At 73.3% G+C, this 17,382-nt stretch carries 13 protein-coding genes; 2 read left to right on the top strand and 11 right to left on the bottom strand.

Going from position 1 to position 17,382, the window contains the following annotated elements; translation table 11 throughout:
- Positions 1 to 51 precede the first annotated feature (51 nt).
- The 5 genes from Cph01nite_RS14495 to Cph01nite_RS14475 all read right to left on the bottom strand — a co-directional run bounded on the left by Cph01nite_RS14495 (position 52) and on the right by Cph01nite_RS14475 (position 6,173).
- On the bottom strand, positions 52 to 1,101 hold the full coding sequence (locus Cph01nite_RS14495) for an ABC transporter permease subunit (RefSeq protein WP_203675388.1): 1,050 nt from the start codon (positions 1,099 to 1,101) through the stop codon (positions 52 to 54).
- Positions 1,098 to 2,207 (bottom strand): ABC transporter permease, encoded by a 1,110-nt coding sequence (locus tag Cph01nite_RS14490; protein ID WP_203675387.1) that lies wholly within the window; start codon positions 2,205 to 2,207, stop codon positions 1,098 to 1,100. Before Cph01nite_RS14490 ends, Cph01nite_RS14495 begins: the two co-directional genes overlap by 4 nt.
- Positions 2,204 to 3,829 (bottom strand): sugar ABC transporter ATP-binding protein, encoded by a 1,626-nt coding sequence (locus tag Cph01nite_RS14485; RefSeq protein ID WP_203675386.1) that lies wholly within the window; start codon positions 3,827 to 3,829, stop codon positions 2,204 to 2,206. The genes Cph01nite_RS14490 and Cph01nite_RS14485 overlap by 4 nt, the downstream gene beginning before the upstream one ends.
- 77 nt (positions 3,830 to 3,906) lie before the next feature.
- Complete coding sequence (locus Cph01nite_RS14480) at positions 3,907 to 4,902, bottom strand: ABC transporter substrate-binding protein (protein WP_203675385.1); 996 nt, start codon at positions 4,900 to 4,902, stop codon at positions 3,907 to 3,909.
- Positions 4,903 to 5,126: 224 nt separating this feature from the next.
- The gene (locus tag Cph01nite_RS14475) at positions 5,127 to 6,173 is read right to left on the bottom strand and encodes a LacI family DNA-binding transcriptional regulator (RefSeq protein WP_239069281.1); all 1,047 of its coding nucleotides are present in this window, start codon (positions 6,171 to 6,173) and stop codon (positions 5,127 to 5,129) included.
- 358 nt (positions 6,174 to 6,531) lie between these two features.
- On the opposite strand from Cph01nite_RS14475, the gene Cph01nite_RS14470 reads away from it, so the two are divergent.
- Together Cph01nite_RS14470 and Cph01nite_RS14465 are read left to right on the top strand one after the other, a co-directional pair.
- Positions 6,532 to 8,835 (top strand): rhamnogalacturonan lyase family protein, encoded by a 2,304-nt coding sequence (locus tag Cph01nite_RS14470; protein ID WP_203675382.1) that lies wholly within the window; start codon positions 6,532 to 6,534, stop codon positions 8,833 to 8,835.
- A gap of 86 nt (positions 8,836 to 8,921) precedes the next feature.
- Complete coding sequence (locus tag Cph01nite_RS14465; RefSeq protein WP_203675380.1) at positions 8,922 to 10,010, top strand: hypothetical protein; 1,089 nt, start codon at positions 8,922 to 8,924, stop codon at positions 10,008 to 10,010.
- Between the two features lie 29 nt (positions 10,011 to 10,039).
- Here the strand turns inward: Cph01nite_RS14465 and idi are convergent, their stop codons facing one another.
- The 6 genes from idi to Cph01nite_RS14435 form a co-directional block, all read right to left on the bottom strand.
- Complete coding sequence (idi, locus tag Cph01nite_RS14460) at positions 10,040 to 10,567, bottom strand: isopentenyl-diphosphate Delta-isomerase (protein ID WP_203675378.1); 528 nt, start codon at positions 10,565 to 10,567, stop codon at positions 10,040 to 10,042.
- Between the two features lie 134 nt (positions 10,568 to 10,701).
- Positions 10,702 to 11,397: a hypothetical protein gene (locus tag Cph01nite_RS14455; protein ID WP_203675376.1), complete on the bottom strand. Its 696-nt coding sequence runs from the start codon at positions 11,395 to 11,397 to the stop codon at positions 10,702 to 10,704.
- A gap of 60 nt (positions 11,398 to 11,457) precedes the next feature.
- Positions 11,458 to 13,008 carry a glycoside hydrolase family 43 protein gene (locus tag Cph01nite_RS14450; protein WP_203675374.1) on the bottom strand — a complete coding sequence of 517 codons (1,551 nt, stop codon included), beginning with the start codon at positions 13,006 to 13,008 and terminating at the stop codon, positions 11,458 to 11,460.
- On the bottom strand, positions 13,005 to 15,371 hold the full coding sequence (locus Cph01nite_RS14445) for a beta-xylosidase/alpha-l-arabinosidase (RefSeq protein ID WP_203675400.1): 2,367 nt from the start codon (positions 15,369 to 15,371) through the stop codon (positions 13,005 to 13,007). The genes Cph01nite_RS14450 and Cph01nite_RS14445 overlap by 4 nt, the downstream gene beginning before the upstream one ends.
- A gap of 107 nt (positions 15,372 to 15,478) precedes the next feature.
- The gene (locus tag Cph01nite_RS14440) at positions 15,479 to 16,363 is read right to left on the bottom strand and encodes a carbohydrate ABC transporter permease (RefSeq protein ID WP_203675372.1); all 885 of its coding nucleotides are present in this window, start codon (positions 16,361 to 16,363) and stop codon (positions 15,479 to 15,481) included.
- Positions 16,363 to 17,379 carry a carbohydrate ABC transporter permease gene (locus tag Cph01nite_RS14435; protein ID WP_203675370.1) on the bottom strand — a complete coding sequence of 339 codons (1,017 nt, stop codon included), beginning with the start codon at positions 17,377 to 17,379 and terminating at the stop codon, positions 16,363 to 16,365. Before Cph01nite_RS14435 ends, Cph01nite_RS14440 begins: the two co-directional genes overlap by 1 nt.
- Positions 17,380 to 17,382 lie beyond the last annotated feature (3 nt).

Here is a 17,382-nt window from a genome sequence, read left to right as displayed (position 1 = left end):
TGCACTCTCACCGCGGGAGGGGGGATCCGGCACCAGCGACGGTGGGTGGGGTCAGCGGCGGCGGACCGCCAGGACCCGCTGCAGGATGACGAACACGAGCAGCACGACGCCGATGAACACGCGCGTCCACCAGGAGTCCAGGCCCTCGCGGGCGATGAGCACCTGGATGAGGCCGTAGACGAGCACGCCGGCCCCGGTGCCGAGCACGAAGCCCACGCCGCCGGACAGCAGCGTGCCGCCGATGACGACGGCCGCGATCGCGTCGAGCTCCATGCCGATGCCCGTGAGGTTGAACCCCGACTTGGTGTAGAGCGCGAAGAGCACGCCGGCGATGCCCGCGCAGGTGCCGGAGATGACGTACACCCAGACCCGCGTGCGGGCCGGCCGCAGACCCATGAGGTTGACGGCAGCTCCCCCGTCCCCCGCACCGAGCCCGTACACCGACCGCCCGAACCGCGTGTAGTGCAGCACGACGAACGCGATGAACAGGACCGACAGCGCGATGACCATGCTCGCGTTGATGCGCCACAGCTCGCGTCCCTCGCCGAACTTCAGGCTCCACGCGGCCAGCGCGGAGAAGCCCTCGTCGTCGATCTTCAGCGAGTTGACGCTGATGACGTTGGCCAGGCCGCGGGCGAGGAACATCACGGCGAGCGACGCGATGAACGGTTGGATGTCGAACACCTGCACCATCACGCCGATGAGCAGCCCGCACGACGTGCCGATGAGCACGCCCATGACCAGCACGACGGGCAGCGGCAGCCCCGCGGTGAACATCTCGGCGATCGAGAGCCCGACGAGCGCGACGACCGCGCCCACGGACAGGTCGATGCCCCCGGTGAGGATCACGAACGTCATGCCGACGGCGAGCACCAGCAGGTACGAGTTGTCGACCAGGAGGTTCGACACCAGCTTCATGCTGATGAAGTCGACCCGGTCGGTCGAGTACCGCTCCTGCCCCACGCCCAGCATGAGCACCAGCGTGAGCACCGTGCCCAGCACGGGCAGGAACCGCCGGTCCAGGCCGCGCAGCGCACGCCGCGCGCGGTGCACGACGGTGTCGGTCGCGGACTCGGTGCGGACCATCTCGTCGGTCGTCATGCCGTCACCTCCGCGGCGCTCGTCGTCTCGACCGGGGCCGCCGGGGTGTTCGAGCGGTCGGCACGTCGTCGGCCGCGCAGCATCGCGCGCAGCGTGGGCGAGGCCGCCACGCAGACCGCGATGAGCACGATCGCCTTGAACAGGGGGGTCGTCTGCGAGGGCAGCTGGAAGATGATGACCGCGCGCTCGAGCGTGCTCAGCAGCATCGCGCCGACCAGCAGGCCGCCGAGGTAGAAGCGCCCCCCGTCGAGCTTGGTGCCGCCGAGGACGACGACCATGATCGCGTCGAGCTCCTTCATGAGCCCGATGTTGTTGGCGTCGGCCGCCATGGTGGGCGCCCCGTAGACGAGGCCGGCGAGGGCCGCCAGCACGCCCGCGATGACGTAGACGGTCCAGGTGGTGCGCCGCGAGCGCACCCCGGCGAGGCGGCTGGCCTCGCGGTTGATGCCGATGGACTCGAGGAACATCCCCAGCGCGGTGCGTCGCACGGCCAGCGAGACGACGACGAAGGCGGCGACCGCGATGACCACGGGCGTCGGGACGCCGAGGACGAACCCGGACCCGATCGTCTTGAACGGCGCGCTCGTGACGGTGGTGATCTGCCCCTGCGTGATGAGCATCGCGATGCCGCGCCCGGCGACCATGAGGATCATGGTCGCGATGAACGGCTGGATGCCCAGCCCGGCGACCATCGCCCCGTTGAACGCCCCACCGAGCGCCCCGACGGCCAGGCCCAGGAGCACGGCGGTGACGACGGTGCCGACGTTCGACGGGTCGGCGGCGTTGTCGAGGTAGGTGAGGGACACCGCGAGGCCGATGGCCATGACGGCACCGACCGACAGGTCGATGCCGCCCGTCGCGATGACCAGGCACATGCCCAGCGCGAGCAGCAGCGGCGTCGCGCTGTTGCGCAGCAGGTCGACGAGCTGGCCGAACAGGTGCCCGTCGCGGACGGTCACGTCGAGGAACCCGGGGCTGGCGACGCCGCACGCGAGCAGCAGCACGACGAGGGCCAGGACGGGCCAGAACAGCCCGTGGCGGGTGACCTCGCGCCAGACGGTGGCACCGCGGGACGCCCCGCTCGGCGCGGGGGTGGTCGGGGTCATGCGTGGGCTCCGCTCTGGGGGACGGTCGCGGCGATCGTCTCGAGGATCGTGGACGTCGTGACGTCGTCGGCGTTGACGAGGTCGTCGACCTTGCGGCGGTCGCGCATGACGACGAGCCGCTGGCTCAGGCGCAGGACCTCCTCCAGCTCGGAGGAGATGAACACGACGGACATGCCGTCCTGCGCGAGCTCGGTGACGAGCTTCTGGATCTCGGCCTTGGCGCCGACGTCGATGCCGCGCGTGGGCTCGTCGAGGATGAGCAGGCGCGGCGCCGTGGCCAGCCACCGGGCGAGCAGCACCTTCTGCTGGTTGCCGCCCGAGAGGTTGCGGATGAGCGCGTTCGGGTTCGGCGGGTTGATCTGCAGCGCGGTGATGTAGCGGGCGACGACGTCGTCGAGCTGGCGGCGCGGGATGCGGCGCCAGGTGCCGCGGCGGGCCTGCATGGCCAGCGCGATGTTCTCGCGGACCGTGAGGTCGCCGACGATGCCCTCCTTCTTGCGGTCCTCGGTGGAGTACGCGATGCCGTGGGCGAGCGCGGCCAGCGGCGAGGTGAGCCGGGTCAGGCTGCTCTGGACGTGCACGTCGCCGGTGTCGGGCCGGTCGGCGCCGGACAGCAGGCGCGCCATCTCGGTGCGGCCGGAGCCGAGCAGGCCGGCGACGCCGAGGATCTCCCCGGCGTACAGGTTGACGTCGAACGGCTGGATCGACCCGTTCTTGCCGAGGCCGACGGCCGTGAGGAAGGGCGTCTCACGCTCCGAGTGGATCGTGATCGTCGAGCGCGCCTTCTCCTCGATGCCCGCCAGGGCGTCGCCGGACCGGCCGATCATCGCGGCGATGAGCTCGCGCCGCGGCAGGTCCTCGATGCGGTGCTCGCCGACGAACCGGCCGTTGCGCAGCACGGTCACGCGGTCGGAGATCTCGTAGATCTGGTCGAGGAAGTGCGAGACGAACAGGATCGCGACGCCGTCGTCCTTGAGCCGGCGCACGACGCGGAACAGCTCGGCGACCTCGGCGTTGTCGAGGCTCGACGTGGGCTCGTCGAGGATGAGCACCTTCGCGTCGACGACGAGCGCGCGTGCGATCGCGCACAGCTGCTGCACGGCGATGGTGTGCGACGAGAGCATCGAGCGGGGGTCGACGTCGAGGTTGAGCCGCGCGAGGAACTCGGCGGCGCGGCGGCGCGTGGCGCGCCAGTCGATGAACGGCCCGCGGCGCACCTCGTGGCCGAGCATGACGTTCTCGGCCACCGTGAGGTTCGCGCAGAGGTTGACCTCCTGGTAGACCGTCGAGATCCCGGCGGCCTGCGCCTGGCTCGGCCCGTCGAAGCGCAGGTCGGTGCCGTCGACCTCGATGCGGCCCGAGTCGATCGCGTACACGCCGGTCAGCGCCTTGATGAGCGTCGACTTGCCGGCGCCGTTCTCGCCCATGAGGGCATGCACCTCACCGGGGAACAGGCGGAACCCGACGTCGTCGAGGGCCTTGACGCCGGGGAAGGCGATCGAGATGCCCGTCATCTGCACGACGGGCGGGGTCACCGTGGGGGCGGGACCCGTGGGGGTGGAGCCGGTGGGGGTGGAGCCCGAGGGGGCGGGATCCGCGGGGGCGGGGGATGCTGCGGACATCGGTGTCCTCTCCTGCTCGACGGGCGTCCCGGACGCACCGGCACGAGGGCCGGTGCGTCCGGGACGTCGCTCGCACGTCAGTACGCGCGGGCGTCCACGTCGGCCTGCGTGATCGTCTGGTCGAACGCCTCGTCGATCACGATGGTCTCCTTCGGCACGTCCTCGCCGTCGTAGACCTTCTTGATGAGGTCGGCCAGCTGGTCGCCGAAGACCGGGTTGCACTCGACGACGTAGTTGAACTTCTTGTCCACGAGCGCCTGCAGCCCGTCGCGGACGCCGTCGACGGAGACGATCTGGATGTCGACGCCGGGGACCTTGCCGGCGGCCTCGATGGCCTCGATGGCACCCAGGCCCATGTCGTCGTTGTGGGTGAAGATCATCGTCATGTCGGGGTACGCCTGCAGGGCGGCCTCGACGGCCGTCTTGCCCTCGGCACGCGTGAAGTTGCCGGACGCCTTGCCGATGATCTGGTCCCCGACGACCTCGCCGAAGCCCTCCTCGCGGTCGACCTGCGCGCCGGACCCGAGGGTCCCCTGCAGCTCGAAGATCTTGGCGTCGGGCGCGTTCTCCTTGACCCACTCGCCGGCGGTGGTGCCCTCCTGCTTGAAGTCGGCACCGATCCACGTGACGTACGGGTCGTCGACCGTGGTGTCGACGGTGCGGTCGACGAGCACGACCGGGATGCCGGAGTCCTTGATCTCCTGCAGGACCTCGTCCCAGCCGGTCTCGATGACCGGCGAGAACGCGATCACGTCGACGTCCTGGGCGACGAAGTCGCGCAGCGCCTTGATCTGGTTCTCCTGCTTCTGCTGCGCGTCGACGAACGTCAGGTCGAACCCGGCGTCCTGCGACAGGCTCTCCTTGACGGACTCGGTGTTGGCGGTGCGCCAGCCGGACTCGGCGCCGAGCTGCGAGAAGCCGACGCGGATGAGGTCGCTGCCGCTGTCCCCGCCGTCGCCGCCGTCGCTGCCGCCGGACGTGTCCGAGCTGCCACCACAGGCCGCCAGGGCCAGGACCGTGAACGTCGCCACGACACCGGCCAGACCGGTGCGTGCGCGGTTGATGCCCTTCATGCAACTCCTCCTCGAGCAGCTCGGCCGACGTCCTCGTCGGCCGTTCCAGGGATGTGTGACGCCACGAGTGTGAACGTTCTCAACGGACACGTCAACGGACGGAGGTTGCGGTTCGATCACGGGCGTCGCCGCAGGCCACGGCGTCGCGTGCGCACCTTGCCCGCATTCGTGTGAGCGATAACATCAGGACCCGCCCCTCACCTGCGGGGACGCCCCGGACCGGCTCACAGCAGCACCCGCGCAGGGTTCCGCGGCGCGGCCGTGCTCTCCCGCACGAGCAGCCGCGGCGAGACCGACACCGACGACGACGTCGCGATCCCGTCCCGGGCCGCGAGCAGCAGCTCGACGCACCGGTACCCCAGCTCCTCGAGCTCCTGGGCGACCGTCGTCAGCGGCGGCACGTAGTGGGCCGAGCCGTCACCGTCGTCGTACCCCACCACCGACACGTCGTGCGGCACCGAGAGCCGTGCGTCCGCGAGCGCGTGCATCATGCCCAGCGCGAGCAGGTCGTTGGCCGCGAAGATCGCGGTCGGCAGCGTCGTGCGCCGCCGCCGCACGCGCGCCACGAGCTCCTGGCCGGCGAGGTACCCGACCTCCGCGCTCCAGTCGTCGGCCCACAGCGTGCGCGGCGCGAGGCCCGCGGCGGCCATCGTCTCCCGGAACCCGACCGCCCGCGCCCGTGCGTCGACCCACGGGGCCGGACCGGCCAGGTGCAGGACGTCGCGGTGCCCGAGCCCGAGCAGGTGGCGCGTGGCCACCTTGGCGCCGGCCTCCTGGTCGATCGCGACCGCGAGAGCGTGCTCACCGGCCGTCCGGCCCGCCACGACGACCGGCACCTGGGTCGTCGACTCCAGGACCGCGGCCGCGGCCTCGTCGTGCGAGGCGACGACGACGATGCCGTCGACCCCCTGGTCGAGCAGGTGCTCGATCGCGGCCGTCACCTCGGCCTTGTGCTGCAGGTCGACCGTCGCGAGCGACACGAACAGGCCCTTGGCACGCGCGGCCTGCTCGATCGACACGAGCGTGCGCGTCGGGCCGAACAGGTGGGACCCGGAGGACACCACCCCGAACACGCCGGTGCGACGGGTCTTGAGGGCGCGCGCCGCGATGTTGCGGCGGTAGCCGAGCTTCTGCATCGCGTCGAGGACGCGCTCGCGGGTGTCCGTCGCGACGTTGGGGTGGTCGTTGATGACGCGCGACACCGTCTGGTAGGACACGCCGGCCGCGGACGCGACGTCGGTGATGGCCGGCGGGCGGGGGCGGGCGTTCACCGGCCACCGTCCTGCGGGCACCCGAGGACCGATACTTTCGAGGCGTGGACACGGCGAGCGACACTCACGACGCTCACCTCCACCTGGTCGACGACCGGCCCGGGCTCCACCGTGAGCCGCTGCCAGCACATTAGCCCCCGCGACGCGCACGATCCCGCCCATGCGGCGTCCGTGGACGAAAGATCTGTCGAAACTGCCACGCCCGGAACTCCGGCGCGCGCGACGTGAAATGTTTCGCAGGCCTGCCGCCCACGAGCGTCCGGCTCTACGGTCACCTCGGCGTCGAAGCGGTTTCGCCGACCGCGCACCGCGCGACGCCCCGCGTCCGCGCGGACGACACAGGGAAGAGGTCCGGCGCATGCGACGTCGCAGCACCGCAGCACTGGCGGCTCTGGCCGTCACCGCCGTCGCCGGGCTCGTCACCGCACCGGCGGCCTCCGCCGCGGTCGCGTGCACGGTGACCTACACGGTCACGAACCAGTGGCCCGGCGGGTTCGGCGCCGACGTGCGGGTCGACAACCTCGGCGACCCGCTGAACGGCTGGACCCTGACCTGGGCGTTCGCCGCCGGCCAGAGCGTCCAGCAGGCGTGGAACGGGACCGCCACGCAGTCGGGGGCGCAGGTCGCGGTGACCAACGCCGGCTGGAACGGCGCGGTGGCGACCGGCGGGCAGATCTCCTTCGGGTTCAACGGCGCGTCGGTCGGCACCACCAACCCCGCGCCGACGTCGTTCGCGCTCAACGGCACGACGTGCACGGGCGCGGGCGGACCGACGTCCTCCCCCAGCCCGTCTGCCACGCCCTCGCCCACCCCGTCGGCCACCCCGTCGGCCACGGCGTCCCCGTCGCCCACGGCGTCCCCCTCCCCCACGACGTCACCCACCCCCACGCCCACCGTCGTGCCCCTCCCCGTCCCGACGACCCCCGTCGCCGGCTCCCGGCAGCTCGAGAACCTCGACCGCGGGCTGATCTCCGTGCGGTCCGGCTCCGGCAACCTGGTCCAGTGGCGGCTCCTGGGCTACGAGGACCGCGGCACCGGGTTCCACGTGTACCGCGACGGCACCCGCATCACGTCGTCGCCGGTCACGGGGTCGACCAACCACCTCGACAGCGGCGCGCCGGCCGGGGCGCGGTACACCGTGCGCGCCGACGTCGGGGGTGTCGAGCAGGCGGCCTCCCCGGTGTCCCTGACGTTCGCCGACGGCTACCTCGACGTGCCGGTCGCGCGCCCGTCGTCGTCGCACGTCATCAACGACGGGTCGGTCGGTGACCTCGACGGTGACGGCGACCTCGACATCGTCCTCAAGTGGGACCCCGTCGACGCCAAGGACAACAGCCAGGCCGGCGTGACGGGCCACGTCTACCTCGACGGGCTGCGGCTCGACGGCACGCGGCTGTGGCGCATCGACCTGGGACGCAACATCCGTGCCGGCGCGCACTACACGCAGTTCCAGGTCTACGACTACGACGGCGACGGCCGCGCCGAGGTCGCCGTCAAGACGGCCGACGGCACGCGCTCGGGCACCGGCCAGGTCATCGGCAACGCGAACGCCGACCACCGCAACGGCGAGGGCTACGTGCTCGCGGGCCCCGAGTACTTCACCGTCTTCCGCGGCGACACGGGCGCGATCGGGGCCACCACCGACTACGTGCCGCCGCGCGGGACGGTCTCGAGCTGGGGCGACAGCTACGGCAACCGGGTCGACCGGTTCCTCGCCGGCACCGCGTACCTGGACGGGCAGCGGCCGTCGATCATCATGGCGCGCGGCTACTACACGCGCACCGTCGTGGCCGCGTGGGACTACCGCGACGGCCGGCTGACCCGCCGCTGGACCTTCGACTCGAACAGCTCGACCCCCGGCAACGCCGCCTACGCGGGCCAGGGCAACCACTCCCTGTCGATCGCGGACGTCGACGGCGACGGCCGTGACGAGATCGTGTACGGCGCGTCGACCATCGACGACGACGGGCGCGGGCTGTGGGTCAACGGCACCGGGCACGGCGACGCGGGGCACGTGGGCGACCTCGTGCCGTCACGGCCGGGCCTGGAGTACTTCAAGGTCACCGAGGCCACGAACCAGCCCAACATGTGGGTCGCCGACGCCCGCACGGGCCAGACCCTGTGGCGCAGCGCCAGCGGCTCCGACAACGGGCGCGGGGTCGCCGGTGACGTCTTCGCCGGCTCCCCCGGCGCCGAGGCGTGGTCGTCGGCCGAGGCCGACCTGCGCAACGCGGCCACGGGCGCGTCGGTCGGCCGCAAGCCGTCGTCCGCGAACTTCCTGGCCTGGTGGGACGGCGACCCGGTGCGCGAGCTGCTCGACCAGACGCGGATCGACAAGTACGGCACGGGTGGCGAGACCCGGCTGCTCACGGGCTCGGGGGTGCGGTCGAACAACGGCACCAAGGCCACGCCGGTGCTCTCGGGCGACATCCTCGGCGACTGGCGCGAGGAGGTCATCTGGGCGAGGTCCGACGAGAGCGCGCTGCGGATCTACGCGACGCCGCACGTCACGCCCCACCGGGTCCACACGCTGCTGCACGACTCGATGTACCGCGTCGCGCTCGCCTGGCAGAACACCGCCTACAACCAGCCGCCGCACCCCTCGTTCTACCTGGGGGACCCGTTCACGGCACCGGCGCAGCCGCGGATCTACGTGCGCTGACCCGTCCCCGCCCGCCACGACGTCCGTCGGCGCGCGCCGCCGCCTCCTGGTGTGTGAGGGTGTGCGACGGGAGGCGCGAGGTGGCGATGAGGATCGACCCGGTGCGGGCGGGCTACGCGTTCGCCAACAGGTTCGTCAACGTCGTGGTGCGGCTGCCGGGCGGGGCGGCCGTGCGCACGGCGGGACGCTGCGGCGGCATGTCCTCCTCCGTGCTCGACCACCTCGCCGCGGGGCGCGACGTCCCGTCGTGGCCCGCCGCGCTCTTCGCGCCCGGCCGCGTGCCGCCCGACGGTCACCTCGTCGCCGAGCACCTGCGGGCGCGCCAGCTCGACTCGTTCCGCACGCTCTCGGCGTCGCGGTTCATCACCTGGTCGGTGCTGCCGGACGCCGACCGCGGCCCGCTCGCCGGGGTCCGCACCCGCACCCGGCGTGAGCTGCCCGGGGTGCTGCGCGCGCTCGCGCAGGGACGGCCGGTCGTGCTCGGGATGGTCGTGGCACGCCACGTCCTGCGGTCCGGGGACAACCACCAGGTCGTCGCGACGTCGTTCACCCGGGACGACGCGGGCGGCGTCGTCCTGACGCTGCTCGACCCCAACACCCCCGGCCGCGAGGTCACGCTCGTCGAGACCCCCGCCGGGTGGCGCGCGAGCAACGGGCGGCTGTGGCGCGGGTTCTTCCACCACGCGTACGCCCCGCGCACGCCGCCGCCGCTGCCCGGGGCGTCCCGGCGGCCGTCGGCGCGGGTGCGCTCGGGCGCGTCGCTCGCGCTCGTGCACGTCGCGACCGGGCGGCTGCTGGTCGTCGACGCGGCCAGGCCCGCCCTGCGGGCGACGGGGACGACGACGTGGACGCCCTCCGCGCCCGACGGTCCGGAGCTGCTGGGCGACGGCGCCGTGGTGCGGCTCGTCGCAGGCGGGACGGGGCCGCAGGACGGCACCGGGGCGCTCGGCCTCGACGGGGGTGTCCCGGTCGTCACACGGGACGATGCCGCATCCGATCCGGAAGCGCCGACCTGGCGCGTCGTCGTCGACGGCGGCCGGACCTGGCGCGAGGGCTCACGCGTCCGCCTCGTCGACACCGCGACCGGGGCCCTGCTCGGCGGCGCCCCGGACGGCCCGACGGCCACGTTCACCCCCGACGCGTCGACCTGGTGGACCGCCGCCGACCGTCCCTGACGGCCACGGCGGTCGTGACGGCGCCGCGCTCAGGCGGAGGCGGCGTCGGCGTCCACGAGACGCAGGACGTCGGCGAACCACGGGGTGACCACGCCCGCGGCGACGAGCTCGTGCGCACGCGCCGGCGTGACCCACTCGACCTCGGCGACCTCCTCCGGGTCGGGGCGCAGCTCGCCCGTGCACCGGCCGACCAGGACGTGGTCGTGCTCGCGCTCGACGTGGCCCGAGGCCGCGTCCTGCGCGCGGTAGCGGAACGTGCCGACCTCCCGGGCGCCGACCAGGTCCACCCCCAGCTCCTCGCGCACCCGCAGCGCCGCGCGCGCGTGCAGGTCGGCACCGGGCAGGGGGTGCCCGCAGCACGAGTTGGTCCACAGCCCGGGGAAGCGCAGCTTGGTCTCCGCGCGGCGCTGCAGCAGCATCCGCCCGTCGGGCCGGGTCAGCACCACCGAGAACGCCCGGTGCAGGCGGCCCGGCGCCGCGTGGGCCTGCCCGACCGTCGTCGTGCCCGCCGCGTCCCCGTGCTCGTCGACCAGCTCGACCAGGTCCGTCTCCGCCATCGCGTCGTGCCCTCCCCTGCTCGTGGTCCGCCGGCAGCACCGCGCGGGCGCACCTGCCCGCCGGACCGACGAGCACCCACCGTGACCGGTCCGCGGGCGCGGGGCAAGTCGGGTCCGACCGGTGGTCCGCCCGGTCAGGGCAGGGTCAGCGTGGTGGTCGAGCCCGGCGTCAGCGCCGCGACCGTGTCCGCCGCGCCGTCGAGCAGGAACCCGCACGCGTCGGTCGGCCACGCGACCCGCACCGCGCGGTCGTCGGCGTCGACGAGGTACAGCAGCGGCACGACCTCGAACATCGCGATGCACGCCTGGTCGGGCTGCGCGGGGACGTCGGGACGCGCCAGCTGCGCCAGCAGCGGAGCCAGGTCGCCCTCGAGCCGCACGACGTCGACGCGTGCGCCTCCCGCGGTCCCGGCGGGCGCGTCCGGCGCCACGGGCGCCTCGGGCGCGGTCTCACCCGGCTCGACGACCTGCGGCGGCTCCGGGGCCGGCTGGACGTCCATGACCCACCGGCACTCCACGGCGGCCACCGGCACAAACCCCGGCGGCACGGCCCCCGCCCGCGGCGCGGCGGGCAGCCCGTCGCCCTCACCGGACCCGTACGCCGTGAAGGTCTCGCGCACGGCGCAGTCGGCCGCGTCGACCACCTCGGCCACGTCCGCCCCCGCGGTCGCCGGGTCCGACGGGACCGCGGGGTCCGAGGGCTGCGTCGGCTCCACCGGGTCGCCGCCCGGCGACGCCTGGCCCGCGCACCCCACCAGCGGGCCGACCACCAGCAGACCGGCCACCAGCACGCCGCCCCACGCCCGCCCCGTCCCCCGCCGCCCGCTCATCCCCCCACCCTGCCGCACTGCACCGGGCCGCGACACCCCCGCCGCGGCCCGGTGGGTGCGTCACGCCGGCAGGTACTCCACGCGCTCCACGTGGGCGACCGTGCCCGTCGGTGCGCCGTTGCTCGTCCCGTACACCCCGAGCCACAGGCCGAGGAACCCGCCCGTGGCCACGGTGTCGAGGTCGGTCGTCAGCGCCGAGCCCACCACGACGGGTGCGTCGTCACCGGCGCCGACGAGCAGGTCCAGGTCGACGCCGCGCGCGCGGACGACCAGCGTGAGCGGCGCGCCCCCGGCGACCGCCGCCTCACCGACCACGCGGTCCTCGCCGCCCTGGCGGTGGACGACCTGCGCCCGGACGACGCCCTCGTGCGTCGTCACGGCCAGGCGGACGTGGTCCTTCTCCGACTGGCGCACGGCCACGCCGACCTCCTCGCCGTCGGTCAGGTCCGCGCCAACCCGCACCACGAGGTCGGCGTCGCGGTGCTGCAGCCGCAGCCCGAGGAACGCCGGCACCTCGAGGTCCGCGAGCGTCGCGGGCCGCAGCGGCAGGTCCCAGCCGTCGCCCGCGGGCGTGGCGACCTGCGTGGGCAGCGCGCGCACGGCCGTCCACCGCGGGTCGTCCGACGGCACCACGCCCGACGTCCCGCCCTGCACGAGGCCCGTCGCCGGGCCCGTCGCGAACGGGACCTCGACCTGGTCCGGCACCCGCCCGACCCCCGGGGCGAACACGGGCCACCCGTCCTCCCACACCACGGGCACGAGGAACGTCTCGCGGCCCAGCGGGTAGTGGTAGCCGCCGTACGTGCGCATCGCCAGCAGCACCGCCCACCAGGAGCCGTCGGCGGCCTCGACGAGGTCGGCGTGCCCCGCGCCGACGACCGGGTACTGCCGGCCCAGGTGCCGGTGCGTGAGGATGGGGTTGCCGCGGGTGCCCACGTACGGGCCGGTGACGACCTCCGCCTGCGCGATGCTCTCGGCGTGGTGGAACTCGGTGCCGGCCTCGGCCGCCATGAGGTAGTAGGTGCCGTCGACCTTGTACAGGTGCGGCGCCTCGGCCCAGACGGCGCCCTTGACGGCCCCGCTCCACACGACGTGCTCCGGTCCCGTCAGCTTCTTCGTCTCCGGGTCCAGCTCACGGATCCAGACCTCGGTCTGGTGGTACCACTGCGGCTCGCGCGCCAGCCGCGTGCCGTGCACCCAGATGCGCCCGTCGTCGTCGAAGAAGATCGAGGGGTCGATGCCGTCGGCGTCGAGCCACATCGGGTCCGACCACGGCCCGGCCGGGTCCGTCGCCGTCATGAGGAAGTTGCCGCCGGGGTTGCCCTGCGGCTGGCCGACGAGCGTGCAGATGACCCAGAACAGGCCGTCGTGGTGCCGGATCGTGGGGGCGTACAGGCCGCCGGACGACGCGATCCCGGTGTAGTCGAGCTGACCGGGCCGGTGGACGACGTGGCCGATCTGCTCCCAGGTCACCAGGTCGCGGGAGTGCAGCACCGGCAGGCCCGGCAGGTACTCGAACGTCGACGTCACGAGGTAGTAGTCCTCCCCCACCCGGCAGATCGACGGGTCCGGGTAGCACCCGGGCAGGATCGGGTTCGTCACGGTGCTCATGCGTCGTTGACCTCCACGTCGACGATCCGCCGGTCCTCGGCGGTGATCTCGTGCACGGCGCCCGTGACCTGCAGGACGGCGTGCGGGGTGCTGTGGCCCGGCACGGTGCGCCGGGTGGTCGCGCGGGCGCTCGTGATCGCCCCACCCGTGGCGTCGGCGACGGCGCCGGGGTCCGCGACGGCGGCGTGGGAGGCGACCCAGACCTGCACGTCGCCCGGCTCGACGACGCGCACCAGCCGGCGGTCGGCCAGGGCCAGGCGCGTGGTCGGCACCCGGAACGTGACGCGCCGCGACTGCCCGGCCGCGAGCTCGACGCGCGCGTAGCCGAGCAGCTGGGCCACGGGCCGCACGACGGACGCGACGACGTCCCGGCCGTAGAGCTGCACGACGTCGGCGCCGGCGACGTCGCCCGTGTTCGTCACCGTGACGGACGCCGTGAACGTGCCGGCGGAGTCGACGGTCGGGTCCACGTGCAGGTCGTCGTACGCGAACGTCGTGTACGACAGCCCGAACCCGAAGGGCCGCACGGGCGTCGGGTCGGTCGACGTCACGTCGGACGGCCCGCCCAGCACCGGGTGCAGGTAGCGGAACGGCTGCGCACCGGCCGCGCGCGGCAGCGAGACCGGCAGCCGGCCCGACGGCGTCACGGCACCGGTGAGCAGGTCCGCGATCGCGTCGCCACCGCCCTCACCGGGGAAGAACGCCTGCAGCACCGCGGCGGGGCGCGGGCCCTCGCCGTCCAGCGCCCAGCCGATCGCGTACGGCCGGCCCGTGAGCAGCACCATGACCACCGGGGTGCCCGTCGCCACCAGCGCCTCGACGAGCGCGCGCTGCACCCCCGGCAGCTCGAGCGTCTGGACGTCGTTGCCCTCGCCGACGGTCCCCCGGCCGAACAGGCCCGCCTGGTCGCCGACCACGACGACCGCGACGTCCGCGTCCGCCGCCGCCGCCACCGCCGCGGCGAACCCGCTGGTGTCGTCGCCCTCGACCGCGCACCCCTCGGCGAACGTGACGTCGGGCAGGGCCGCGGCCAGCGCCTCGTGCACGCTGCGGATCTCGAAGCCCAGCGGCAGGCCGGGGTGGTGCGCGAGCACGTGGTTCGCGAACGAGTAGCAGCCCATGAGCGCCTCGGGGCGCGCCGCGTTGGGGCCGACGACCGCGACCCGGCGCGCGGCGGCCAGCGGCAGGACGCCGTCGTTCGCCAGCAGCACCACGGACTCCTCGGCGAGCCGACGCGCCAGCGCGCGGTGCCGCGGCGAGTCGAGGTCGACGTGCGCGGGCGGCTCGTCCTCGAACGCCTCGGGGTCCAGCAGCCCCAGCTCCTCCTTCTGCGCGAGCGCGCGCAGCACGGCCCGGTCGACCAGCGCCTCGTCGGTCAGCCCGGCGCGCACGCGCTCGGCCAGCGGGGCCAGGAACGCGTCGCCGGTGGGCAGCTCGACGTCCAGGCCCGCGGCGAGCGCGAGGGCGGCCGCCTCCCCGCGGTCGGCCGCGACACCGTGCATGACCTGCAGGAACGCGACGGCGAAGTAGTCGGCGACGACCACGCCGTCGAACCCCCACTGCTCGCGCAGCACCTCGGTGAGGTAGTGCGGGTCCGCCGCGACGGGCACCCCGTCGACGTCGGCGTAGGAGTTCATGACCGAGCGGACCCCGCCGTCGCGCACCGCCATCTCGAACGGCGGCAGGTAGATCTCCGCGAGCTCGCGCGGACCGGCGTGCACGGGCGCGTGGTTGCGCCCCGCGGCCGACGCGGAGTAGCCGACGAAGTGCTTGAGGGTCGCGTGCACGCCGGCGTCCTGCAGGCCGCGCACGTACGCGGTGCCGACGGTCCCGACGAGGTACGGGTCCTCCCCGATGCACTCGTCGACGCGCCCCCACCGCGGGTCGCCGACGACGTCGAGCACGGGCGCCAGGCCCTGGTGGATGCCGAGCTCGCGCATGGAGTCGCCGATGGCCCGCGCGGCCTCGTGCACCAGGTCCGGGTCGAACGCGGCGCCCCAGGCCAGCGGCGTCGGGTAGCTCGCCGCCTGCCAGGCCGCGAGCCCGGTGAGGCACTCCTCGTGCACGAGCGCCGGGATGCCCAGGCGCGTCTCCCGCTTGAGCCGGCGCTGCTCGGCCCACAGCCACGCGGCACGCTCGGCGGGCTCGACGGGACGCGTCCCGTAGACGCGCGTGTAGTGGCCCAGGCCGTGGCGGGTGATCTCCGCGAGCTCGCCCGAGCCCTTCTGGCCCGCGGCCATCTCCGACTGCATCGGGGCGACCGTGCCGTTCTGGTCCAGCCAGTAGCCGACCAGCTGGGCGAGCTTCTCCTCCAGGGTCATCCGCGCGTGCAGGTCGCGGACGCGGGAGGAGACGACGGGCATGGCGGCCGGGGCGGCCGCCGTGGGCACCGCGCGCTGCGTGGCGGTGCCGGGGGTGTGGGACACGAGGTGGTGCTCCTTCGGATGAGGGTGGTGCGGGCTGCGGGGTGTCAGCCCTTGACGGCGCCGGTGAGCCCACCGACGATCCGTCGTTCGAACAGGGAGAAGAAGATCAGGGCCGGGATCATCGACAACGACACGAACGCCAGGACGCGCGCGGTGTCGACGGAGTACTGCGACGCGAACGACTGCACGCCCAGCGGCAGCGTGTACATCACCTCGTTGTTGAGGATGAACAGCGGCAGCATGTAGCTGTTCCAGCTCGCCACGAACGCCAGGATGCCGACCGTCACGACACCGGGCAGCGACAGCGGGACGACCATCCGGACGAAGAACCCGAGGCGGCTGGCCCCGTCGATCGACGCGGCCTCCTCCAGCTCCTTGGGGATGGCCCGCAGGAACGGCACGAGGATGATGATGGTCACCGGCAGCGCGAAGGCGATCTGCGGCAGGATGATGCCCGGCAGGGTGTTCATGAGGCCCAGGGCGCGCACGAGGATGTACAGCGGCGTGATGGCCACGGTCATCGGGAACATCAGGCCCGCCGCGAACAGCGTGTACATCGCCGCCTGGCCGTTGAACCGGTAGCGGGCGAGCACGAAGCTCGCCATGACGCCGAGGACGACCACGCCGAGCGTCGTCGAGATGCCCGCGATCGCGGAGTTGGCCGCCTGCTGCCAGAACAGCGAGCTGGTGAGCACCGACGAGTAGTTGCCGAACTCCCACGTGGTGGGGAACCCGGACGGGTCCGCCGTGATCTGCGAGTTGGTCCGCAGGCCGCCGAGGATGATGAAGGCGACGGGGCCGATGCACACCCCCACGAGCAGCCAGGCGACCACGTAGACCAGGGGGTTGACGCGGTGGAGCGTCGAGCCGCGGCGGCGCGCCGGTCCCGGGGCGCGGGCCGGGGTGGTCTGCACGGCGATGGCTGCCATCACTTCGTCCCTCCCGTGAGCGCACCCTCGGTGTCGCGCCGCAGCACGAACCGCTGGTACGTGAGCGCGATGACCAACGAGATGAGGAACAGCACGACGGCGACCGCGTTGCCGAAGCCGTAGTTCCCCGCGTTGCGCCCGTTGAGCACCATGTAGGTCGCCATGGTCGAGGTGCCGGCCGTGGCGGACACGTACTGGCCCCAGATGATGTAGACGAGGTCGAACAGCTGCAGCGCCCCGATGATCGACAGGAACGCCCAGATCCGCATCGTGGGTCCGAGCAGCGGCAGCGTGATGCTGCGCTGCGCCTGCCAGAACGACGCCCCGTCGATCGCGGCGGCCTCGTGCAGCTCCTCGGGGATCGACTGCAGCCCCGCGAGGAAGAGGATCACGGCGAACCCGATGTACTTCCACGTGATGATGATCATCAGCGACCAGATCGCGATGTCCGGGTCGGACAGCCAGTCGACCGTCCACGCCTCCAGCCCGATCTTCGTCAGGAACCCGTTCACCGCGCCCGACGTCTGCAGCATCAGGCTCCAGCCGACGCCGACGATGACCTCGGAGATGACGTAGGGCACGAAGATCAGCACCCGGATGACCGAGCGCCCCCGCATCCGGCGGTTGAGCAGCAGCGCGAGCGCCACCGCGGCGGGGCCCTGCATCACCAGGGACATCACCACGATGAACCCGTTGTGGCGCAGGGCGTCGTGGAACGTCGTGTCCTGCAGGATCGCGACGTAGTTCTGCAGGCCCACGAAGTCGGTCGGCGGGCCGTACCCCTTCCACCGGAAGAAGCCGTAGTACGCGGCCATGAGGACCGGGAAGATCACGAACGCGACGAACACGACGATCGCCGGGCCGGCGAGCAGCGCGATCTCCGCGCGCGTGCGCCAGTCCGTCCCGCGCGGCCGGCGGGCCGGGGACGGCGCCGTGGTGGCGCCGTCCCCGGCCGTCGAGCGCCCCCCGGGCGGCGGCGTGACGACCAGCGCGTTCTCGCCCTGGGAGCTGCTCATGGG

The organism is Cellulomonas phragmiteti (assembly GCF_016862775.1).
Lineage (GTDB): Bacteria > Actinomycetota > Actinomycetes > Actinomycetales > Cellulomonadaceae > Cellulomonas > Cellulomonas phragmiteti.
Note: the sequence above shows the minus strand (reverse complement) of the source record. Positions and strands in the feature narration are given on the sequence as shown.

Bases quoted from the DNA above. Each gene is read 5' to 3' on its own strand.
- Cph01nite_RS14450 (WP_203675374.1), bottom strand. From the start codon at position 13,008: ATGAGCACCGTGACGAACCCGATCCTGCCCGGGTGCTACCCGGACCCG.
- Cph01nite_RS14435 (WP_203675370.1), bottom strand. From the start codon at position 17,379: ATGAGCAGCTCCCAGGGCGAGAACGCGCTGGTCGTCACGCCGCCGCCC.
- idi (WP_203675378.1), bottom strand. From the start codon at position 10,567: ATGGCGGAGACGGACCTGGTCGAGCTGGTCGACGAGCACGGGGACGCG.
- Cph01nite_RS14480 (WP_203675385.1), bottom strand. From the start codon at position 4,902: ATGAAGGGCATCAACCGCGCACGCACCGGTCTGGCCGGTGTCGTGGCG.
- Cph01nite_RS14440 (WP_203675372.1), bottom strand. From the start codon at position 16,363: ATGGCAGCCATCGCCGTGCAGACCACCCCGGCCCGCGCCCCGGGACCG.
- Cph01nite_RS14455 (WP_203675376.1), bottom strand. From the start codon at position 11,397: ATGAGCGGGCGGCGGGGGACGGGGCGGGCGTGGGGCGGCGTGCTGGTG.
- Cph01nite_RS14485 (WP_203675386.1), bottom strand. From the start codon at position 3,829: ATGTCCGCAGCATCCCCCGCCCCCGCGGATCCCGCCCCCTCGGGCTCC.
- Cph01nite_RS14470 (WP_203675382.1), top strand. From the start codon at position 6,532: ATGCGACGTCGCAGCACCGCAGCACTGGCGGCTCTGGCCGTCACCGCC.
- Cph01nite_RS14495 (WP_203675388.1), bottom strand. From the start codon at position 1,101: ATGACGACCGACGAGATGGTCCGCACCGAGTCCGCGACCGACACCGTC.
- Cph01nite_RS14465 (WP_203675380.1), top strand. From the start codon at position 8,922: ATGAGGATCGACCCGGTGCGGGCGGGCTACGCGTTCGCCAACAGGTTC.
- Cph01nite_RS14490 (WP_203675387.1), bottom strand. From the start codon at position 2,207: ATGACCCCGACCACCCCCGCGCCGAGCGGGGCGTCCCGCGGTGCCACC.
- Cph01nite_RS14445 (WP_203675400.1), bottom strand. From the start codon at position 15,371: ATGCCCGTCGTCTCCTCCCGCGTCCGCGACCTGCACGCGCGGATGACC.